At 35.5% G+C, this 23,044-nt stretch carries 19 protein-coding genes; 7 read left to right on the top strand and 12 right to left on the bottom strand.

Translation table 11 applies throughout. The features are described from left to right. Positions 1 to 516 precede the first annotated feature (516 nt). The 4 genes from RYK20_RS05225 to RYK20_RS05210 all read right to left on the bottom strand — a co-directional run bounded on the left by RYK20_RS05225 (position 517) and on the right by RYK20_RS05210 (position 5,313). Positions 517 to 3,054 (bottom strand): DUF5686 family protein, encoded by a 2,538-nt coding sequence (locus RYK20_RS05225; RefSeq protein WP_314894675.1) that lies wholly within the window; start codon positions 3,052 to 3,054, stop codon positions 517 to 519. An 87-nt stretch (positions 3,055 to 3,141) separates the two neighbouring features. Continuing rightward, positions 3,142 to 4,122, bottom strand: coding sequence for an SDR family oxidoreductase (locus RYK20_RS05220; RefSeq protein ID WP_314894674.1), 981 nt, complete (start codon positions 4,120 to 4,122; stop codon positions 3,142 to 3,144). After that, entirely contained in the window at positions 4,119 to 4,436 is a 318-nt protein-coding gene (locus RYK20_RS05215; protein WP_311456691.1) for a hypothetical protein, read from the bottom strand. The genes RYK20_RS05220 and RYK20_RS05215 overlap by 4 nt, the downstream gene beginning before the upstream one ends. Positions 4,437 to 4,515: 79 nt before the next feature. Beyond that, complete coding sequence (locus tag RYK20_RS05210; protein ID WP_314894673.1) at positions 4,516 to 5,313, bottom strand: SDR family oxidoreductase; 798 nt, start codon at positions 5,311 to 5,313, stop codon at positions 4,516 to 4,518. A 138-nt stretch (positions 5,314 to 5,451) separates the two neighbouring features. Between RYK20_RS05210 and RYK20_RS05205 the strand changes: the two genes are divergently transcribed. Together RYK20_RS05205 and RYK20_RS05200 are read left to right on the top strand one after the other, a co-directional pair. Further along, positions 5,452 to 6,642, top strand: coding sequence for a pyridoxal phosphate-dependent aminotransferase (locus tag RYK20_RS05205; protein ID WP_314894672.1), 1,191 nt, complete (start codon positions 5,452 to 5,454; stop codon positions 6,640 to 6,642). A gap of 5 nt (positions 6,643 to 6,647) precedes the next feature. Next, positions 6,648 to 6,965, top strand: coding sequence for a rhodanese-like domain-containing protein (locus RYK20_RS05200; protein ID WP_314894671.1), 318 nt, complete (start codon positions 6,648 to 6,650; stop codon positions 6,963 to 6,965). A gap of 33 nt (positions 6,966 to 6,998) precedes the next feature. Here the strand turns inward: RYK20_RS05200 and RYK20_RS05195 are convergent, their stop codons facing one another. Further along, a complete protein-coding gene (locus RYK20_RS05195; protein WP_314894670.1) occupies positions 6,999 to 7,394 on the bottom strand; it encodes a hypothetical protein in 396 nt (131 codons plus the stop codon). 323 nt (positions 7,395 to 7,717) lie between these two features. On the opposite strand from RYK20_RS05195, the gene rpsA reads away from it, so the two are divergent. From rpsA to RYK20_RS05170, 5 genes are all read left to right on the top strand, one after another. Further along, positions 7,718 to 9,475 (top strand): 30S ribosomal protein S1, encoded by a 1,758-nt coding sequence (rpsA, locus tag RYK20_RS05190; protein ID WP_297978558.1) that lies wholly within the window; start codon positions 7,718 to 7,720, stop codon positions 9,473 to 9,475. 89 nt (positions 9,476 to 9,564) lie between these two features. Further along, on the top strand, positions 9,565 to 11,502 hold the full coding sequence (locus RYK20_RS05185) for a sulfatase-like hydrolase/transferase (RefSeq protein ID WP_314894669.1): 1,938 nt from the start codon (positions 9,565 to 9,567) through the stop codon (positions 11,500 to 11,502). 85 nt (positions 11,503 to 11,587) lie between these two features. Further along, positions 11,588 to 12,061: a Fur family transcriptional regulator gene (locus RYK20_RS05180; protein ID WP_311456704.1), complete on the top strand. Its 474-nt coding sequence runs from the start codon at positions 11,588 to 11,590 to the stop codon at positions 12,059 to 12,061. Continuing rightward, positions 12,061 to 13,332 (top strand): adenylosuccinate synthase, encoded by a 1,272-nt coding sequence (locus RYK20_RS05175; RefSeq protein WP_311456706.1) that lies wholly within the window; start codon positions 12,061 to 12,063, stop codon positions 13,330 to 13,332. Before RYK20_RS05180 ends, RYK20_RS05175 begins: the two co-directional genes overlap by 1 nt. Positions 13,333 to 13,348: 16 nt before the next feature. Beyond that, complete coding sequence (locus RYK20_RS05170) at positions 13,349 to 14,914, top strand: DUF4270 domain-containing protein (RefSeq protein ID WP_314894668.1); 1,566 nt, start codon at positions 13,349 to 13,351, stop codon at positions 14,912 to 14,914. Between the two features lie 3 nt (positions 14,915 to 14,917). Here RYK20_RS05170 and RYK20_RS05165 read toward each other — a convergent pair whose 3' ends face one another. The 7 genes from RYK20_RS05165 to RYK20_RS05135 are packed head-to-tail and all read right to left on the bottom strand — an operon-like array spanning position 14,918 to position 23,043. Then, positions 14,918 to 15,652 carry a polysaccharide deacetylase family protein gene (locus tag RYK20_RS05165; RefSeq protein ID WP_297978549.1) on the bottom strand — a complete coding sequence of 245 codons (735 nt, stop codon included), beginning with the start codon at positions 15,650 to 15,652 and terminating at the stop codon, positions 14,918 to 14,920. A gap of 12 nt (positions 15,653 to 15,664) precedes the next feature. Beyond that, complete coding sequence (locus tag RYK20_RS05160; protein ID WP_314894667.1) at positions 15,665 to 17,848, bottom strand: PepSY domain-containing protein; 2,184 nt, start codon at positions 17,846 to 17,848, stop codon at positions 15,665 to 15,667. 26 nt (positions 17,849 to 17,874) lie between these two features. After that, entirely contained in the window at positions 17,875 to 19,197 is a 1,323-nt protein-coding gene (locus RYK20_RS05155; RefSeq protein WP_314894666.1) for a DUF58 domain-containing protein, read from the bottom strand. After that, entirely contained in the window at positions 19,194 to 20,177 is a 984-nt protein-coding gene (locus tag RYK20_RS05150; protein ID WP_297978543.1) for a MoxR family ATPase, read from the bottom strand. Before RYK20_RS05150 ends, RYK20_RS05155 begins: the two co-directional genes overlap by 4 nt. Positions 20,178 to 20,187: 10 nt before the next feature. Next, entirely contained in the window at positions 20,188 to 21,360 is a 1,173-nt protein-coding gene (locus RYK20_RS05145; protein ID WP_314894665.1) for a hypothetical protein, read from the bottom strand. Beyond that, a complete protein-coding gene (locus RYK20_RS05140) occupies positions 21,360 to 22,154 on the bottom strand; it encodes a DUF4129 domain-containing protein (protein WP_314894664.1) in 795 nt (264 codons plus the stop codon). The genes RYK20_RS05145 and RYK20_RS05140 overlap by 1 nt, the downstream gene beginning before the upstream one ends. A 1-nt stretch (position 22,155) precedes the next feature. Beyond that, positions 22,156 to 23,043 (bottom strand): hypothetical protein, encoded by an 888-nt coding sequence (locus RYK20_RS05135; RefSeq protein WP_314894663.1) that lies wholly within the window; start codon positions 23,041 to 23,043, stop codon positions 22,156 to 22,158. Between the last annotated feature and the right edge of the window lies 1 nt (position 23,044).

The following is a 23,044-nucleotide window of genomic DNA, read 5'->3' as shown; positions in this document are numbered from 1 at the left end:
ACATTCTTGCGCTTTTATTTTTGCGCTAAAAGAACATAAGCACATCAGTATCAAAGAGATACTCTTACAAATGTTTAGCTCCCTCATAATCAAAAATAACCATTAAATTTTCACACAAAAGTAGCCTATATTTCTAATTTATGCAAACAAAAACGAGTAAATTATTAATTTTTTATCAACAAATTATTTCTACTTTTCTAATATTTTTATTTAATAAATATATGAAATTCAGTAAAAAAGAATCCCTTTCTTAAAGTTATTAACCATATTAGGAGTTCTTTTTGATAACCAAATGCTCATATGAAGTATTTTTTGATTTTATGATTTCATAACAAGAAAATATAGTACTTTTAACGCTGTTATTTCTTGAATTTCTCTCCGAAATATCGTACCTTTACACTCGAAAGATACTCCTAGAAAAAAAGAAAAAGGAGTATTCTTACTCCTTCTTCTCTTAACTTAATTATTATATAAGGTTTTCGTACCTTTTTTCCTATTTATAACAGAATTACGCCATTAAAATTCTGGTTTTATCCCAAAACGAATCCCAAAATAAGGATTGCTCACACCATTGAGATCGGTAAAGGAGCTTCTCCAGAGAAAATCTACTCGGATAGGTCGAAAATTACCTATTCCTATATTCTCTATCCCGAAACCATATTCCCAATAGAGCTTCTCAGGGGCATTATATTGTATATTAGAGGCACTAATCAGCCTATTTTCTTCACGAAGGGTTCCATAAGCCATTCTTGCAAGGATAAGGCTACGCCATTTGGTTTTCTTAAGTAAGGGAATTCGGTTCATCACAAAACCATTGAAGTGATGTTCTGCATACACATTCAGGTAGGCATCAGTAACAAAATCATAGTAGTCCAAGAGCTGAAAGGTACGATTCAACTTATGCCCTGAAGAAGCATAGGTCTGGTTAGCAGGCGTAGGGGTGAGTAAGGGCAAAGGTACTGTCCCATATACCTTTCCTGCTTCTACAACAGTATGAAGGATACCTATACTCCACATAGGCTGTGGGTAATGTATCATCCCTTCCAGGCGCGAATAGTCAAACAGACTATTGCGAATACCTGAGAATCCCTTGGTATACTTGAGGCTAAAGGTTGGAAAAATATTCTTCCCATAGAATTGCTCCACCCCATAGCCATACACATTTCGTGTAGGAGTGTATGTAAGTGTAAGGGAAGCATTTGCATCCGAATATTTATCGAGAACTCCATTTTCACTGCGGTAACCTATGGAGAAGTGTTCTGGGTCTGCAGCTTTCATCTGCTGATACATTCCTGATAAGGTAATATGAAGGTTACTCTTAAGTAAGCCTATATCTGCCACCCCTTGAATACGTTTGTTCTGAGTAAGATAATAGTTTTCTCCTCGAGCAAAAAGAAAGTTAGAGGCATTCTTCAGGTTTAGCTCTGCGTCATTGCGTTGGAGGATATTCCCTAGCTGTAGATAATCATTCTGATAAAGCCCTCCTATGGTAATTCTTGGCTTATAGAAGGCTAAATATTTAGCACTGACTCCATACTTAAACTTCTGATCCAGCGTACCGTAAGCTCCATAAAGGTAGGTACGGAAGCGGTCGTCATTACTCACAAAGCTCCTCAGCCCAAAGCGAAACCGATTGCGCTCTACATCATTATTGGTAAAGGATTCCCACAAGGAACCAAACTGCATATACCGTCCTATAGGAATATAACCTGAGGTAATGATATTCAAGGCATCGGAAATCCCTTTAATACGCTTATTATCACCTACTTTCCTGATTAAGGTCTGGGTTTTGCTCATCTGAGAATCTCCTTCCCCTAGTTGCGCCCAATATTCCTGAGATTGCTTGAACTGATTTGCCTTATATTTCTCCACGGAAGCCAGATAAAAGCTTTGTTCTTTAGGACTATCCAGTAAATAATCCGAATAGACAATATTTTTCCTTACATACATCCCTTTTTCCTCATCGGATTTGGTCAATATTGTAAAATCACCTTCATAATAGTCTCTTTTTGGAAGAATTAGGCTATCATTCACCCATTGATAGTGCTTTTCTATAGAAAGATTCCTTACAAAGTTCAAGGAAGCTTCCTTGATAGTATACATTTGTATAGATTCTATAGCATAGGTCTTACTATCTACCGTAAAGTTGCCCTTGAAGAGCAAGTCCTGATCCTGCTTTGGAAAGAAATAGATAGAATAGAACTTACGATCATTCCTTTCAATGGTATCATTGAGCACATAAGCATATACCCCATAACCATATTCTGAAATAGGACTTACAAAGGTCTTATCTAACAGATAAAAAGAGTTATCATATACATTAAATTCTCTAAAATTACGAGTAAAACGCTCCAGTCCAAAACCCGTCTGAATAACACCTTGGGTACGTTCTCCCTCTATGTCCGTTCTGTATAAGGAACGTTCGTTATCCCCATACACCTGAGAAACTTCTTCCTTAAGGTACATTGGCATAGAGAAGTATTGCTTATATTTCTTCTCAGAAAGAAGGTTACGAACTTCCTGATATTCAGACTGCAAAGCTTTTTTAAGAAATAGAGAGTCCAAATTATTCAGCCCTAGCTCTACAGTCTCATAGCGCCTGTACTGATAAGCCTTGGCTGTAGAAAGCGCATTCTTGTACTTATTTGCCCATATTTTTTGCAATATAGGATAAGCTGGATTCTCCTTTTTTGATAGGTTTTTGGTAGGTTTTTGTACGACAACTACTTCCTCCAGCTCCTCTCCCATAACAAGTACTACTTGCAGATGATTATCATTGCTTTTGAGCTTTATCTCCTTGGTAGTATAACCCACAGAAGAAACTTCTATTGCATTATAGTTCTTCTGAGAATAAAGGGTAAATTCCCCTTTTTGGTTAGAGTAGGTACCTACCATACTTTTCTTAAAGATAATATTAGCAAAAGGAATGGGTTCTCCTTGCTCATCTATTACCTTTCCAACAACCCGAGTCTGGGCTTCTACCAAGACTGTATTGGCTAAAAATAGAAGCAGGGCAAGGCATAGGTATTGTATTTTTATCTTAAATCTATCCATAAATTTCCCATTAAAAATATATAAATTTCACTTTATTTATTACAATTGGCGAGGCAAAGATAGAAAAAATAAATAATATTTCTCTTCTTATAGAGATAATACTTCCAAACTTTTTTGCAGAGGGGTGTAAGTAAAAGGAATTAGTTGCTGTACTCGAGTGCCATCATAGGAGGCCTGATGCTGGAGTGTTCTTAAGAGACTCTTAGAAAGAAGTCGTTTTCTCCCAAATAGAGAAAGACATTTATCTATTAAGTAGAGGGTATATAATGCCGAAGAACTCAATTTTTTTTTCTCTGGAAGTGAAGGGTGTGATTCCCGTAGTTGAGCAAAAAATGACTCATAAGAAAGATTATCAGTATTAAGAATACACTTTTCATTAAGGATAGGTGCCTTCATCAGTAAGTGCATTGCTCTAGCTACATCCATAGCCCCCACAAATCCTGTTCCTCCTGAGGTTACATACTTATACTTACAAAGTTGTGACAGAGGAATAGCTCTATGTTGCTCCACTCCCATTCCTACAATCACAGAAGGATACACTACTACCGCAGGTAATCCCTCTTGTACGCCTCGCCAAACTTCCATCTCTGCTTGGTACTTACTAAGAGCATAACTCTCTGCCACAGAGGGGGGCTCTTGGAGTGAGTTTTCTGTAGTTACCTCCCCTTCTTTAGAGGCAAAAGTAGCAATACTACTAACATAACATAGCTTCTGTACTCCATAATCAAGTGCCATATTCACCACATTAGCTGTACCTTCTACATTGGTTTTGAGCAACTCCGAAAGATCTCTTTCGCTGAAGGATACCTTAGCTGCACAATGATAAATATGCTGAACTCCTTCCATTGCATCAGCTAAGGCAGGAATATCGAGTATATCAGCCTTAACCCATTGTAACTGATGGATTAAAGAAGCTTGAGTAGGATTATATTGTTGGAAAATACGTTCTATAAGAGAAGTATCCTTATTCTTTCTGTAAAGGACTTTTATAGGGGTCGTTTCGTTACAAAGGAGCTCGTAGATGAGATGAGCTCCCAAGAGCCCCGTTCCTCCTGTTACAAGTATCATAGAAGTACATATTTGGTAAAGATTTCCTTTTCAGAAACCCCTTCAAAAATTTCAAAAAGGAGCTTCTGCAAATCCACTATCTGAACAGTAGTGAATACACAGAGGTACTTACCTCCACAGAAAGTAAGTATTTCAATACCAGGTTGAGAATAATCAAAATGAGAGGACAAGTCAATAGCTTGTACCTTACCTCGAAACTCTAAAAGCTCGCAGAAGCGAAACTCTAGAGTCTGCTCAGGCATCTCTACATAAAACCTACGATCAGGAGGTTTTTGATAGATTTTATAATATTTTGATATTCCTATAGTTTTCACAAGGGCAAAAATAAACTATTTATCTCAAATAGAAGCCTTTAATGAATATAAGTTATCAACAATTTTATAACTAATTGATTTACAAATCGCAATGATTCATTAATAAGCGTTCAAAGTACTTACTAGGAAGTATTTTCTTTAGAAAAATAGAGAAGGTTTCCAAGAATTTTCCTTTCGAATAATGCACTTTAGGAGATTTTTTCCTTATAACTTGATATATTTTCTGAGCTAATATAGCAGGATCAGCTCCCTCATCTACCTGCTGATTCATTGAGCTAAGAGACGCTGTATATTGTGGATAAGGAGAATTCTCCTGAGCTGGAGTATGAAAGCGTCGTGAAGCAATATCCGTAGCTACATCTCCTGGCGCCAAAGTACATACCTTGATACCGAATTGTCGTGTTTCCATCCGCAGAGTCTCTGTAATGAGGGACAAAGCTCCTTTACTTGCAGAATAACCTCCTCGGAAAGGCAATCCCATATAAGCAGCTACAGATGTGATGTTAAGAATGAACCCCTTACGTTGTTGCCTCATTATAGGAAGAACTGCCTGAATGACACGAACAGCTCCAAAAAAATTTGTCTGAAAGGCATTTTCCAAGGCTTCTATAGGAGTCTCCTCTAGTGCTCCTGTGATACCAACTCCAGCATTATTTATAAGGATATCTATACGTTGTTCTTTCTCCATTACTTTTTTTATAGCCTCTTTCACAGAAGATTCCTGCCTGACATCCATTGGAATAAGGTTATATTCTTCAGGACTTTCTTGTGGATTTCTTGCTGTCCCATACACACAATAGCCCTTTTCTGCTAGGAGTATGGCTGTAGCCTTGCCTATACCTGAGGAAGCTCCTGTAATAAATACTACTTCTTTCATTAACATCTATAATTAAGCAAGGTCAAAGGTAGTGTTAAAAATAGAAATACACAAATTTTTTCGCCATTTTCTCTACTTAACATCGAAAAAAATCGTAATTTTGAGGGCTGAAAAAAACAAGATTAAATAGCAACCATTATGACTGAATTTTTATCCGATCGCGTTAATACAATGGCACTTTCTGCAACCCTTGCTATGGCTGCGAAAGCTAGAGAACTCAGAGCACAAGGAAAAGATATCATTAGCCTTAGTTTGGGAGAACCTGATTTTGCAGTTCCTGATTTCGTAAAAGAAGTCGCAAAGGAAGCCATTGATCAGAATTATAATAAATACTCCCCTGTAGATGGTTATCTAGAACTGAAAGAAGCCATCTGTGAGAAATTCAAAAAAGATAATAATCTAAACTATACTCCTTCTCAAATCATTGTCTCTACAGGTGCAAAGCAATGTCTTTCCAATGTTGCCTTAGCAATGCTCAACCCTGGAGATGAGGTAATTCTCCCCACTCCATACTGGGTAAGTTATTCAGATATCACCAAGATAGCAGGGGGAGTCCCTGTGGATATCCCAACTTCCCTTGAAACTCACTTTAAAATAACTCCTAAGCAACTAGAAGAAGCTATAACTCCTCGTACCAAAATGATGTGGTTAAGCTCACCAGGAAATCCTAGTGGTGTTATCTATACACGAGAAGAATTGGAAGCTCTTGCTCAGGTATTAAGAAAGTATCCAAATATCTTTATTCTTTCGGATGAAATCTACGAACATATTAATTATATGGGACAACACGTAAGTTTCGCCCAAATAGAAGGGATGTATGAACGCACCATTACTGTGAATGGGCTTTCTAAGGCTTTTGCTATGCCCGGTTGGCGTATGGGGTATATGGGAGCTCCTGAGTGGATTGTAAAAGCTTGTGCCAAAATACAAGGGCAAATTACCAGTGGCGCCAATACCATCGCCCAACGAGCTAGTATCACCGCTCTAAAAGCTCCCTTGAGCAAGATTCAATATATGATTGACGAATATCGTAAGCGTAGAGATATTGTCTATCAGCTCCTAAATGATATAAAAGGACTTAAAACCAACCTACCTGATGGAGCATTTTACTTTTTCCCTGATGTGTCTTATTATTTCGGGAAAACACTAAGAAGTAAGCAGATTCAGAACGCCTCTGACCTTTCCATTTACCTCTTGGAAGAAGCCAATGTAGCTACTGTAACAGGAGATGCTTTCGGGAACAATAAGTGCTTACGCCTTTCCTATGCGACCAGCGAGAAAGACCTTAGAGAAGCCTTAAGACGTATAAAAGAAGCCCTAGAAAATTAAAAATTATGATTTCTGCAGAACAAATTTGTCCATCTGATGCTTGGAAGCTCACCCAAGAAGGTGTCTTATTGGTAGATGTGAGAGAAACCGATGAAGTTTCTCAAGAACGCTATGAAGTATCTTGTTATATGCACCTACCCCTCTCTGAACTCCCACAACGCTTTAGAGAGATTCCTAATGATAAAAAGGTGATCATTGCTTGTAGGTCTGGAATCCGTAGCCAGAAAGCTATTGATTTTCTTCTAAGTCAAGGTTATGAAAAACTTTGCAACCTAGAAGGAGGAATCCTCGCTTGGAAAGAACAAGAATTTCCTATTGTATAGCAAGATAGGCTACCCAAGAGGTAGCCTATCATTCTATTTACGCTTAAGTATCACATATGTATTTCCTAAATAGTTAGAAATACGAAGATGTGCCCCTTGATCCTCTAAGGCATAGTAATAGGAAGTATTTGCTCCAAATTTTTTTATCATATTTCTGCCATCTTCCTTATATGTTACGTAATCATACTCCTCAAGACTAGATTTACATTCCTGATTTTCTTTCCAATAGTCATAATAAGTAAAATGATTGTTTGTAATAATAACTTTCGTCTGTCTATTACAATTATCTATGGGAGTATCTACTCCTGCTCTTACTATTTTTATAGGAATCCATTCATCTACAATAGAATCTCCTTTCCTATCTCCTTCATCTTTACTACAAGAAGTAAACATTGCTACTAAACTTGCTAAAATAAGATTTTTTTTCATTATAACTTTGTTTAATTTTAATCTGTGAAAAACGTCGCAAAGATAAAATAAACATACAGATTTTCTCCTCCACCCCTCGTAATTTAACTTAAATATAGCATTATTAAGATTATTTTATTTTTTAAACTATTAAATATTAATTCCACTCAAAAATAACATTCATTTTATTTCTTAATTTAAAAATAAAATCGTATCTTTGCAAAATCTTTTTGAGCCTCTGTAAGGGATAAAGATATCATTGATTTAAAATTATGTATCACTAAAACTATGTAATTTGTGCTCTTCCCTTAACTCTTTACATAGCTAAAATTATTTATCAGCAAATGGCTGAAATTACTAAAGAACAACAAGAACAGTTGGAAAACTTCAACTGGACTAAGTACGAACAAGGTATTGATCAGGTAGATCAAAGCAAATTAGACGAATTTGAACGTTTGGTAACTGAAAACTTCGTGGATACCCAAGCAGATGAGCTTGTTATCGGTACTGTAACACACCTTACCGACCGTGAAGCAATCATTGACATCAATGCTAAGAGCGAGGGAGTTATCTCTCTTAACGAATTCCGTTACAATCCTGCCCTAAAAGTAGGAGACAAAGTTGAAGTTCTTGTAGATATTCGTGAAGACAAAACAGGACAACTTGTTCTTTCTCACAAGAAAGCACGTACTATCAAAGCTTGGGATAGAGTAAATGCTGCTTTCGAAAGTGGAGAAATTGTAAATGGTTTTGTAAAATGTAGAACTAAAGGAGGTATGATTGTGGATGTATTCGGTATAGAAGCATTCCTTCCTGGTTCTCAAATAGATGTGAAACCTATCCGCGATTACGATCAATTCGTAAACAAAACTATGGAATTCAAAGTGGTGAAAATCAACCACGAATTCAAAAATGTGGTTGTATCACACAAAGCTCTCATCGAAGCTGATATTGAAGAGCAAAAAAGAGAAATCATCGGACAACTTGAAAAAGGACAAGTACTTGAAGGAGTTGTTAAGAATATCACTTCTTATGGAGTATTTGTGGACTTGGGTGGCGTAGACGGACTTATCTATATCACAGACCTTTCTTGGTCTCGTATCAACCATCCTACCGATGTTCTTGAATTAGATCAAAAACTAAATGTAGTAATCCTTGACTTCGATGATAACAAATCACGTATCCAACTAGGATTAAAACAATTACAAAAACATCCTTGGGAGGCTCTCTCTGATGACCTAAAAGTAGGTGACAAAGTAAAAGGTAAAGTAGTAGTTATCGCTGATTATGGTGCTTTTGTAGAAGTAGCTGATGGAGTGGAAGGACTTATCCACGTATCAGAAATGTCTTGGAGCACTCACCTTCGCTCTGCTCAAGATTTCGTAAATATCGGTGATGAAGTAGAAGCTGTTATCCTTACTCTAGACAGAGACGAAAGAAAGATGTCTTTAGGTATCAAACAATTAACTGTAGATCCTTGGACTGACATCACTGCTAAATACCCTGTAGGTTCTAAGCATACAGGTACCGTTCGTAACTTCACTAACTTCGGTGTATTTGTAGAATTAGAAGAAGGTATTGACGGACTTGTATATATTTCAGACCTTTCTTGGACTAAGAAAATCAAACATCCTTCTGAATTCTGCGCTGTAGGAGATAAGATGGACGTAGTAGTTCTTGAGTTGGATGTTAATACTCGTAAGCTTGCTCTAGGACATAAGCAATTAGAGGCTAATCCTTGGGATAAATACGAAACAGAATTTGCTGTAGGTACTATCCACAATGGAACTATCTCCAAACTTACCGACAAAGGAGCTGCTGTTCCTTTCAATGAAGATATTGTTGCTTTTGTACCTTCTCGTCACCTAGAGACTGAGAGTGGAAAGAAATTAGGCAAGGGAGAAACTGCTGATTTCAAAATTATTGAATTCAACAAAGAATTCAAGCGAGTAGTAGCTTCTCATACAGCTATCTTCAAAGAAGAAGAAGAAAAAATAGCTAAAGAAGCTTCTCAAAGTTCTTCTACTACAGTTGAAAAATCAACTTTAGGAGATCTTGATGTACTTCAAGAGCTCAAAGACAAAATGGAAAAAGGACAATAGTGGTTTAGTTTTTTTCATAATTTTTGTTTTAAGGTACTACTTTTGTTCTGAAAGTAGTACCTTTTTTCTCTCATAAATTCCTTATTCTTATGAAATATATCCGTTCCAATGAATACCTCGTATTCCTATACCGCTTGGCTTTAGTGTATCTTTTCTATGCCATAGCTCGCTTACTATTTTTCTTCTTTAACAAAGAGAGTATTGGAGATATAGAGCTTTCTCTAGTTTTACGCTTTTTCTACTATGGATTTGCTTTTGACACTACAGCCATTTTATATACAAACCTACTTTTTATCCTATTAAGTATTCTACCTTTGTGGATAAATACCGGAAAAAAATATCAAAAGATTGTTTTTTACACCTATTTCATAACAAATACATTGGCTTATAGCACCAATTTTGTAGATATGCTCTATTATCCTTTCAGCAAATCTCGGCTTACTACCGCTTCTTTTGCTGTTATCGAAAACGAGAAGAACAAATGGGAACTATTCTATACCTTTTTAGGAATGTATTGGCATACTTTTTTGCTATTTTTCGCTCTTATTCTATTGTGGATATATCTGTATAAATTAATAAAAATACAACCTAATTCTATTCCCAAAAAGTCCTATTTTATAAGCTCTACTCTCCTATTTCCCGTTTTTGGGCTTCTTACCTTGGCAGGTATCAGAGGAGGAGATTTAGCTACATCCACACGACCTATCAACATACTGGATGCTAGCCGGCATGTTACCATCTCCTCCCATGCCGATGTAATCCTTAATACTCCTTTTACCTTAATTCGTACTATTGGAAAGAACAAAGGATTCAGAGAATACCATTTCGTTACTCAAGAGTATATCCAAGAACATATTAAGCCTATTAAGGAATATCATCGGGAGAGGAAAAAACGCCCCAATATTGTACTTTTTATCTTGGAGAGCTTTGGAAGAGAATATTGGGGATGTATGAATACAAACAGAAATATTCCTAATTATAAGTCATATACTCCTTTCTTGGATTCCCTTGCTCAACGCGCTTATGTGTTCGATAATGCTTACTGTAATGGCTGGCAATCTATCCACGGAATGTCCTCTATGTTGGCAGGAATCCCTACCCTGAAGGTAGCTTATACCTCTTCTCCTTACGTGAAGCAGCCCACTGAATCCTTAGTTTCTATAGCCAAAGAAATGGGCTATGATACTTCCTTCTTTCATTCAGCTCCTAATGGTTCTATGGGATTCTTAGGCTTTTCCAATATATTAGGCATAGACCACTATTATGGAAAAACAGAGTATAATAATGAAGCTGATTATGATGGCATTTGGGGTATTTGGGACGAACCTTTTTTTCAATATATGAATAATACTATCAGTAAGAAAAAAGAGCCTTTTCTAGCGACTATTTTTACCGTTTCCTCTCATCATCCTTTCAAAATCCCAGCTAAATATGAAGGAAAATTTGACAAAGGTACGCTAGAAATCCATCAATGCATTGGTTACACTGATTATTCTTTGAAAAAATTCTTCGAAAGTGCTCAGAAAGAACCTTGGTACCAGAATACTATTTTTGTTTTTGTTAATGACCACCCTAACCAAATCTATTACGACCATTATAAACAACCTATTACGGCTATGGGAGCAGCTATCTTATTCTTTAGCCCTAACCCAGAGTTACTTGGTATAGGAAAATCCTCAGAGATTGCCCAGCAGATAGATATTTATCCTTCTTTAGTTGATTTAATGGGATATAATAAGCCTTTCCGCTCTTGGGGGCGTAGTCTCTTTTCTTCTGAAGATACTCCTCGTGCCTATATTACAGATGGGCATAACTATCGCTGTATGGAAGGAAACTATATTTATATCTTAGATGAATTAGGTAATGAAAAAGGACTCTATAAAAAAGAAGATGAAGCATTAGCAAATAATCTTTTGGGGAAGGAAAAAAACTCTGAAACAGAAGAAGGGTTCAACAACCTTAAAGCCTTTGTTCAAGATTATATGGATAGAATTATTCATAAAAAATTATCTGAAACAAAATACTGAAAATAAGACTCATAAAATTAAGAAGATAATTATTTTGTACTTCATAATTATTTTTGTACATTTGTCCCTTAATAAGTAATCTTTTATGGGAACTAGTACTGAAAACAAAGAAATCGTTAAGAAAGTTTTTACAAAATATTTAGAAGAAAATGCACATCGGAAGACTCCTGAACGATATGCCGTTCTTGAAGAAATCTACGAAAGTGATGAACATTTTGATATAGAATCCCTATATATCAAGATGAAAAACAAGAATTACCGCGTAAGCCGTGCTACTTTATATAATACTATTGAAATTCTACTTGATTGTGGATTGGTACGCCGTCACCAGTTTGGACAGAATCAAGCTCATTATGAAAAGTCTTATTTTGACCGCCAGCACGACCACGTAATCTTAACCGATACAGGAGAAGTGATGGAGTTTTGTGATCCTCGTATCCAAGCCATCAAGCAGACCATAGAAGAAGTTTTTGATATAAAGATAGATAACCACTCTCTTTATTTCTACGGAACTCGTAATAAAAAAGAAAATACAAACGAAGAACAAAAAAACCAATAATGTCAGTAGATTTATTATTAGGCCTCCAATGGGGAGATGAAGGGAAAGGTAAAATTGTAGATGTCCTTACCCCTAATTATGATATTATCGCTCGTTTTCAAGGAGGTCCTAACGCAGGGCATACGCTTGAATTCGAAGGTGTTAAGCACGTATTGCACACTATTCCTTCTGGAATTTTCCGCTCTAATGTTATTAATGTTATAGGAAATGGGGTAGTTATTGATCCTATCATTCTCAAAAAAGAAATTGACGCCCTTGCTCCTTATCAAATCAACATAAAAGAAAAGCTTCTTATTTCACGTAAGGCACATATTATCCTCCCTACTCACCGCTTATTAGACCTTGCTTCGGAAACCTCAAAGGGAAAAGCCAAAATAGGCTCTACCCTAAAAGGAATTGGTCCTTGCTATATGGACAAAACAGGTCGTAATGGGCTTAGAATCGGAGACTTAGAAAAGGATAATTTCCTAGAAGAATATCGTTCGTTGGTAGAAAAACATCTTTCACTAATCAATTACTATGGTGTTGAAATTGAATTTGACCTACCTTCTTTAGAGAAAGAATTCTTTAGTGCTATCGACTACCTTAAGACCCTCTCTTTTATAGATAGTGAAGATTTCTTTTATCATTCGCAAAAACAAGGAAAGAAAATACTTGCCGAAGGAGCACAAGGTTCTATGTTGGATATTGATTTTGGGACTTATCCTTTCGTAACTTCTTCTAATACAACTGCTTCAGGAGCTTGTACTGGTCTTGGAATTGCTCCTAACCAGATAAAGAATGTTATGGGTGTCTTCAAAGCCTATACAACTCGTGTTGGGAGTGGGGCTTTTCCCACTGAACTTTTTGATGAAATAGGTGAAAAAATAGGTCAGATAGGCAGGGAAGTTGGAGCTACAACAGGAAGAAAACGCCGTTGTGGATGGTTAGACCTTGTTGCTCTAAAATATGCAATTCACCTTAGTGGTGTTACCCAGCTGATGATGATGAAAGCAGATGTACTGAGTGGATTTGAAACCCTCAAAATATGTACTGGATACCGCTACAAAGGAGAAGTTATCAAGCACCTTCCTTACTCTATTGATCCTGAGTATGTGACTCCTATCTATACAGAACTTAAGGGCTGGAATGAGGACTTAAGCAAAGTACAAAAGGCAAAGGAGCTTCCTGTAGAACTCATTGAATATATCAAATTCATTGAAAAGGAAACAGAAGTACCTATTACACTTGTCTCTGTAGGAGCTGATAGAACACAGACCATACAAATATAACAAACTAACTATGCGAATGAAACATATTTTTTATAGAGCCTTTGTATTACTCTCCATAGGAGGCTTGGTAGGAGCTTGTAACACAGATAATGACACCAATTTTATAGAAAATAGTATATTGGGAGCTCCTCATTTTTCTCCTTTGAAGGATTCTATCCCTTTGGAATATACCAATATTAAGGTAAATGCCATACAAGGTAATTCCCTAAATAACTATCAGTTAGGGCAAATTACCCAAAATGAATTAGGGACTACTAATATCTCTTTTGTAAGTCAGGTATCCTTGAGTACCCTCTCCCCTACTTTTGGAGAAAAAAGTGCCTCACAAGAAGCTAGTTCGTATAATGAGAATGAAACTGTTGAAAAGGTATATCTGTATCTACCCTTTCATTCTACAGAGCAAACTACTAGAGATGGAAATAACCAGACAGTAAAGACCTATAAGCTAGATTCTATCTATGGAAATAAGAATGCACACTTTACCCTATCAGTAGAGGAGCTCAATTATCATCTAAGAGATATTAATAGCAACTTGGAAAATCAAATCTACTATTCTGATCAGCAGACTCCTACTTCTACCTCTTTAGCTAGCACTACAATAGAAGGGATTAAGAATGATCCAATTATAAGACGAAATTTTGACGATCCAACCACTAGTGATGATGAATCTACAAAAGAAAAAGACAGATTAGCCCCTGGTATTCGTATAGAATTAGCAACAAGTATCTTCCAATCTTATCTTATTAATAATGAAGGTTCTAATATTTTGTCAAACAATTCTATTTTTGCACAACATTTGAAGGGGATTGTGGTAAGTACTTCTAATTTTTCTGCTGATTTGTTAGCTTTACTCAATTTAAAAAATGCAAAAATTGAGGTTGTTTATACCTATCTCTACCAGAAAGATTCTCAGAATTATACCAAAAGAAAATCCTATGAATTGACTCTAGGAAATATTATTTTCAATAAATATAATGTAAGTAATAATACACTTTCTTTATCTCAGGATTTTCTCTATCTTAAGGGAGGAGGGGTAGGATATGTAGCTGAAATCAATATTCCTAATGATAATAGTATTTTCCAGACTTTGAAAACTAGGAAACCTCTTATTAACCAAGCAGATTTGTTCCTCTATGTGGATAAAACAAAAGTCAATGAAAACCAACAACCTTCCTATGTAATTGCTTATAATGCAGAACAAGGAATTGCTCTGGCTGACTACTATAATGACTTGAGTAATAATTCCAATCAGTTAATAACTTCTATTGGAAAATTAGAGAAAGATAGTGCAGGAGAATACTTCTACCGTATCCGAATTACGGATCATCTGACCAATGTTATTAAAGGAAATACGAATAATATAAAAATAGGCTTAGCCGTTTCCTCTCATTTGGCATCCAGTTCAAGGACTGCTTTATCAGCTCTGACAAACATAAAGTACAAAAATGCAAGTAATGAGGTTAAAAATACAGTTCTAGGAGATGCTGAGAATTCTTTATTCACAGTTATCTACGGAAATTCTTCTAATGTACCTGAAGCTAAGAAGTTGAAATTAAAAGTATATTATACCCTTACTCGATAGCTATTATTCTATCTCTAGGGAAGTTTGGTAATTATTCTCTTTGAGATACTTAAGAACTTTCTCCAAAAGATGATATGTTCGCTCAGAAGTATCGTGCATAAGGATAATATTTCCATTTGTCAATTTAGAAAGAACTCGACTCTGAAGTCGGGTTTCTTCTTTTATAATAGTATCCAGCGAACGAATATCCCATCCTACAACCTTTTTCCCTTTTCTTTTAATTGCTTTAGCTATATGAGGATTAGTTATTCCATAAGGAGGGCGAAAATATGCTGTTTCTATCTGAAATCTTTGCAAAATTTCATCAGTTTTCCTTATTTCTTCCGCAAAAGTAGTAGCTGAAGCGAAACAATTCTTAGGAATATGAGTATATGTATGGTTTCCTATGATATGTCCTTCCTCTTTTATTCGCTTGAGAATTTCAGGATATTGCTCTATTTGCTTTCCTATACAGAAAAATACTGCTTTTGCTCGATATTTATTGAGCAAATCCAAAAACAAAGGAGTAAATTCTGTAGGTCCGTCATCAAAAGTAAGGACTACTTTCTTTGCGGGTCTTCCTCTAAGGTGATAAGTTACTGGAATAAAATATCCCATTCGAATATCAAAAACACCCCAAGAAAGTAATCCTAAAAATAGTGTAACAACTATCCCGTAATAAATCCAAGAGAATGATAGAGATATACCTATTCCTAAAAGAAATAAGAATATTATGCAGTTATAGGAATGTTTCGACATACCTTCTCATATTTAGTAGCAATCCGCTAGAAATTGCCTATTGGCTTTATAATATTCTGATGAAAAAGGCATAGATTCATCTATCCATTGAGCAACATCTTTATACATAGATAACATTCCACAAATCATTATCACACCTCCCGCATCCAAGGTATCTTTGACAAAGGCTATGTCTCTTTTAAGTAAATCTGTTACATATCCTTTATTCTCTTGTTCCCTTGAGAAGATAAAATGATAACTTCTAAGCTTTCCTTTTTCTATTTGTTCATCGAAAAAGGATTTATATTCCTTAATTATTTCATTATTATAACGAAAACCCACATACAAATAAATTTTTGTATGTTTATTTTGATCAATCATTCCTAAAAAAGGAGCTATTCCTGTTCCACAAGAGATAAGAATCACCTTTTTAGACTCCTTTGGCATATGAAATGACGGATTAGAGATAATACGAGCCTTTATTTTTTGTCCTTTTTGCAGATTATAGAGGTAATTAGAGCCTATTCCCTGCTCGTGGAGCTTTACTGTAAGTTGTAACTTTCCTCCTACCTTCCCTATAGAATAAAGTCGTTCCTGCTTATCATCTGGATAGATAGCCAAGAGGTCGCCAGAGGTATATTTTTTATTGGTCTGTAATTGCAAGGTAAAAATTTCGCCTATTGCTGTTTCCTTAACAGGATGCAGTACTCTCATAGAGTACAGAGGAGCTCTTTCTCTCTGATAGGTACTATTTTCTTCACTTAGGAGGATTTCACTCTGTGCATTCCACGCCTTAACCCAGATTAGAAATTCTTCTAAAGATTGTTCATTGATTGTATATAAAGGAAGATATTCTTTTGCCCAAGGTTGCTTAGAAAAAACCTGATGCACCTCATTGGCAAACTGACAAAAATCAGGATAAACCCTTGAACCAAAACCTACCACCGAATAAGATATATTATCCTGAGAATACATTCCAAGTAATGATATAAATCGATCCGCATTGGAAGGAGGGTTTCCTACTCCATAAGTAGATGTGAATATAAGTAAATGTGTTGCCTGAGGATATCTTTTGTATTGATTAAGACTCTCTAAATAAGCCTTCTTACCTGAAGAAAGTAGCTGAGAAAGTATTTTTTCAGCAAAAAATAAGGTATTTCCTCCTTCTGAACCATAGAGTATGACGTATTGAGCTTCTTGAGGGCTGTATTTATTCACTATTTTGACAGATTTTCTAGCAAATGTAATACGAAAACCTGTATAAATAAAGAATAATAGTCCTATACAGGATATAACAAGAACCACAGCCCACCATACACTTGCACGACCCGTATGCAAGTCTTGACATACTCGTGTCAGACGCTGTGTTAGGGGATACTTCACTTCACTGAGAACTTTCCCTGAGAATTGGCTTACAACTAATTCTCTATCCTTCAGCTTTACCAAATAAGTATCCTCTACAAAAGTATCAAAAGGAAACTCCACATTAAGCACTTCATTGAGAGTAATCTGATTGAGTATTACAATTTCCTTAACAGGAATAGGCTCCTCTCCATCATACTTTTCTTCTTCCTCTGTATAATCTATAGTGTGTGCTATTTTCTCTTTCTCAATAAAAAATCGATTATAGACCAAATACACTCCTGTAATTCCTATGATAAGTAAAGGAATCAATAACCATTTCCCAAAAATTGTATGATAATAAGAAGAAAAATTATCCTTAATAGACTTTTTAAAGAAATTTCTTATTCCATTTTGTTTTTTTAGGATAAGTATTAGTCCTGATAAAGCACTCATTAGGAGGAACAAGGCTATTATTCCCATAATTATACGTCCTGTTTTCTCCATTTCCAAAGAACGGTGTAAGGAGATTATTTTTTTCACGAAAGGAGGCTTATTTTTTACCTGCCCTAATACTTTCCCATTGAGAGGATTAATATGAGCATTTATTTCATTTCCGTCTGAATCAACTGCTTTTATAGTAGCAAATCCACGATGATCAAAAGATAAGGAGGTGATTTCTGGATAATGTTGCTTCAGCCCTTCTATGGATTGCGCTAAAGTTATTTGATCAAAATTTTCTATCTTATAAGAAGGATAATGCCTATCTATATTATTAACAGCAATAATAATTCCTGTAAGAGCAGCTAAGGCAAAGAATAAAGAGGCTATAATTGCCAATACCAAGTGTATATAACGCCAGAGAGATGAAATCATAATTTATAAAGGATTAGAAAAATATATTAAATCATAGCTCTTGCCTTCAGTTCCAAATATTTATTGATACTCTGAAGGGTAAGGTTCTGAGGAGTGGTAAGAATACACTGAATTCCGTGACGATTCAGCTCCTGAGCGATGAGTCGTTTTTCAAAAGAAAATTTCTCAGCAATTACTTTATCATACACTTCTTTAATATCTTGGGAAGTTTTATGAATCATCCTATCTAATTCTGTATTCTGGAAGAAAATAACTACCAAAAGATGCTTTTTGGCAATAGCTTTCAGGTAAGGTAATTGCCTATGAAGACTGTTCTTTGTTTCAAAATTCGTATACAAAAGTAACAGACTTCTTTGCTTAAGATTGTTATTAATATCAGTGTATAACCTACTGAAATCAGTTTCGAGAAAATTCGTCTGTATATTATAGAGAACCTCCATTATTCGTTGCATTTGGTTACTCTTTCTATCAGCAATAACCCTATCCTCCACTTTTTGAGAGAAAGTGAATATCCCCGCTTTATCCTGCTTCTTTATAATAATATTCGTAAGAGCCAGAGAGGTATTTATGGCATAATCCAGAAGCGAGAGCCCTTCAAAAGGCATCTGCATACTTCGTCCTTTATCAATGAGGGTATATACATTCTGTGATTTTTCATCCTGATACTGATTAACCATTAGCTGAGAACGCTTGGAAGAGGCTTTCCAGTTGATAGTACGCATATCATCACCCTGCACATAATCACGTATATGCTCAAACTCCATTGTATGCCCTATTTTTCTGATTTTTTTAAGCCCAAAATCAAACAAACGTTGAGAAAATGCTATCAATTCATACTTCTTCATCTGAAGAAAAGAGGGGTAAGTAGCCACTTTGGCATCCTCACAGGAGATATAACGCTTCATCAGTAAGCATAAAGGAGAATATACAAAAGCATTAAGCTTCCCGAAGCTATACTCTCCTCGCTCAGTAGGACGCAAGTAATATTCAAAATACTTTTCTTGCCCTACTTTTAGAAACATTGTGTACTGAAAATCTCGCTTTTGGAATTGGAAAGGTATCTCATCAATAAGCTTTACATACATTCCTATGGGGTAATGTAGCTTCAGGGAGATTCTTATAAGGTTCTCATCACTATTGGAAAGCCTTTCAGGCAATATCCGCTGGGCAGAAATTCCCTTCTTTTGAGCAAAGATAAGAACAAAATCCACAAAACAGAGAAAGAAAAACAAATACAATATCCCTTGTGCAATAGGGAATACCGCTTCCCAGAAGAAAGCTACTATAAAGAGCCCCATCAAGCACAGTAACCAAATGAAGAAGTAAGTATGTAGGTATAATTTTCTCATCGTGGAATTTCTACACTTTCTATAATTTGCTGTATAATTTGCTCTATTTTAATTCCTTCCATTTCTTTTTCAGGAGAAAGAATCACCCTATGTTCTAGTACAGGATAAGCAGCTTGCTTAATATCCTCAGGGGTAACAAAATCTCTTCCTGCAAGAGCTGCAAATCCCTTAGAAGCATTGAGAATTGCCAAGGAAGCACGAGGAGAAGCCCCTAAGTATAGAAAGCTATTTTCCCTTGTATTCTGGATAATCTTAGCAATATATTCTATCAGCTGAGGTTCTATGAGGATATTTTTAATAATTTTCTGATACTGTAATAAGTGTTCTGCATCCAGCACTTTTTCTACAGAAGCTGTTTTATCTTTCTCCTTAATGGCGTGTTCTCTTGTAATAATTTCAATTTCTTCTGCCAAGGAAGGGTAGTTCATCACAATCTTGAAAAGAAACCTATCCAACTGAGCTTCAGGGAGGCGATAAGTTCCTTCCTGTTCTATTGGGTTCTGGGTGGCAATTACCAAGAATGGAGCTTGCATAGCAAAGTGTAAGCCATCTATCGTAATCTGCCTTTCCTCCATTACCTCAAAGAGGGCTGCCTGTGTTTTGGCTGGAGCACGATTGATTTCATCAATGAGGACAAGGTTAGAGAAAATAGGTCCTTTCTTGAACTCAAACTCTGATTTTTTAAGATCAAAAACTGATGTCCCAAGCACATCTGAAGGCATCAAGTCCGGTGTAAATTGAATACGACTGAAGCCAATATTTAGTGCCTTAGAAAGGAGCTTCACAGTAATAGTTTTAGCTATTCCAGGGACTCCCTCCAAGAGAACATGCCCGTTACTCAAGAGAGCAACCAAAAGATAGTCTATCATCTTCTCCTGTCCAACAATCACCTTTTTAAGTTCAGCGCGTACCTGTGTCACTTGTCTCTGTAAGTCACTCAAGTCAATCCTTGAGGTAAATTCTAATTTATTCTCTTCCATAAGTTATTTTTTAGTTCCAAAATTTTTCTATCCATTTATCTAAATTTGTAAGTACTTTATCATCAGCTTTTTTCGTTCTCTCAAAAGTAATAATACTATTGACAATATTTCCCACAAGTTCTTTATCTTTCCCCGACTTATTATATAGTCGTTCTGCAAATTTTTCATCTATCTGTTGTGTATCCATATAATACCTATTCCGCACATTATCCAAGAAATAGGTGATTTTTTTCTGAACTAAGTCCGAAGGATCTCCTTCCTGATAATATAGAGAACTAATACTTTGAGCAAATTCTATAGTAGTATTCTCAGGCTTTTTTATGACCGGAATAATACGTTGTTCCCTTTTTCCTCTAAAGAATAAATATAAGATAATTCCTGCAAGCAGAAGCCTCCACGCAATCTTTAGCGATGACTGAGACATTATAAAGGAAAGGTCTCCCAAATCTCTTCCATTATCTCGGAAATTCTCATCAAACCATATCGTCTGCTTATCTCTAGGTAGATAGGATAAGGCTGCGGAGGCATATTTACGAACTTCAGGAAAGTCCTTTAAGTAATAATTTGTAAAGAAAATAGGTGCAGAATGTATATATATTTTTCCTTTTCCATAAGGAATCTCTATGAAATTTATATACTTTTGTCCATCTGAATAAATATATCCTAGAGCTTTAGTTCCCTCTTTGAATTTTTCAAAATAAACTGCCTGTGTAAGAGACATATTCTCTGGAATTTCTATTTTCTCATCAAAAGATTCTGTAGCTAGCTGCAGATAAACCTCCTCAATATAATAGTATTCTTGAGCTATTTCCCTTCCTATTTCAAGTGTATCCAAGGATGAATAACGATTTTCTTCAATAAAAAAGATATTACTCCCTTCTTTTATATTAGGGAGAAGCTTTCTTAAGGATACTTTATCTATATTTTGGGTGAAAATATAATTATTTATACCCTTGAGTGAGTCCTTTTTATAATATTCATACGGAGTAAAAGGTGTTTTTATCACTTTTTTATCAAAAAAAGCATCTATTTCCTCACTAAGGATATAAAGCCCATAAGGGTCTTTTTGAGCAACATCATAAGACTTTGCCCAGCTTTTCTTCTGTGAGGAAAAGACGGTCATTGCCATAATGACTACCAATAAGCCCAAAATAATCAAGTAATTACGAATCGCCTTTCCCATTATTTATTCTTTTGAGCATTAATATATTTTTGGAAATCTGCCTTTGCATTCTGATATTGAATATCATTAATAGAAAAATCACCATACCAGATATAATTATATACCTTGGACAGATATACAAAATCTGCCTTCTGTGCAGAGTCCTTGAGTTCTCTTTCGTAATCAGAATTTGTCTTCCTAATATGCCACTCTATAACGCCTCTATCAGAAAGCACCTTCAGAAGCCAGAGATAATGAAGACGAATACTTTGCCTAGTATCATTCTGTTTTTCAGCCCTTTGTATAAGGTCTTGAAAATTTACCTGATGAATATGTTTTTCCACTTCATTATACTCTATATCTGTTATTTCTTCTTTTGTCCTATCAAAGAACCAACGTCCTTTTCCATAAATAAGCCAACGTATTATAAAGAAAAAAACAATAAGTAAGGATATTACTCCTATAAAACTATATGCTTCATAAGCACTAGGAACATTCTTTTTCCCTCCAAAAATAAGCTCCATTATCTTCCTAAAAATAGAAAAAAGAAGTTCTATCATACTCTCATAGAATCGGGTACCTTCCTCCTCTTGGTAATTGAATTCACTAGAAGAATACTTCTGAGGGATATTCTCCAAATTAGGAGCCATTACAGGAGCCTTACTTGCAGGGGTATTCTGTACAAGACTATCTATTCTAACGTTCTGTACAGTTACTTCCTCCAAATTTATTTCATCATAATCCTCTTCCTCTTGTGCATAAAGGGAAGAAACCATAGAAAAGCCTATTACAAATAAAAGAAATCTCCGATACATTCTATACATTTGCTTCATTATGGGTTCCTATAAGGTCTATATCATCCAATCTTTCATTTTCTTTTTCTCCAAAGTAAATCATCAGTTGAGTAAATGTCTGAAAATTCGATGAAATACAAATAATAAGAAATAGAAGCAATAGCATTACAAAGAATATAAGCCCTGTCTTGTAACTAAAAAAATCACCACCTTTTATTCCTGATATAGAGACAAATACGATTATTACAATAGGAATAATCACTACCACTGTAGAGAACATTCCTATAATCATATTCATCACGATAGTAGCTCCCCATTTCTCCCAGAATTTTTGCTTAAGCATTTCTATTACTTTGCCTAAAGACTTAAAATAATGCTCCCCATCTTTCACATACAGAATCATCAACTGATTTGAAAAAAGAACCATCAAAGCATTGAGGAAGATTATTCCAAAGAAGCCCAATAAAGGAATTAGAGAGACTAATATCACCGCTAATATATAAGGAATAAACAGAACAAAAACAGAAATAACTCCAAAAAGAAAAACCCTTCCTAGCATAGTCCCTGCAACAGAGAATACTTCTTTAGACGTAAAATCCGTCCTCAGTGGCTCCTTCTCGGCTAATTGAGCATAAGCAAATACGAAAGCTTGCATTAGCAAGATTAGTAATGCGATAAGTGTTGCCAAAACAAGAATAAAAATCATTACTTCCTCAAAAGAAGCATTCTCTATCTGCTTTCCAAAAAAGATAATGGTGAAGGTACACAGCAAAGTAATAGCTATAATCATTGCGCCATTAACAGCTAAATAATTAGAGAAATAATTCCTCGCATACTTCTTGAAAAAAGCAAAAGTATCATTAATATAAGCATTAAAATTTCTCTTTTTATAGAATACGAATTCACTCATT

This window comes from uncultured Capnocytophaga sp. (genome assembly GCF_963525585.1).
In the GTDB taxonomy this organism is placed as follows: Bacteria; Bacteroidota; Bacteroidia; order Flavobacteriales; family Flavobacteriaceae; genus Capnocytophaga.
This window is presented reverse-complemented; position numbering and strand designations above follow the sequence as displayed.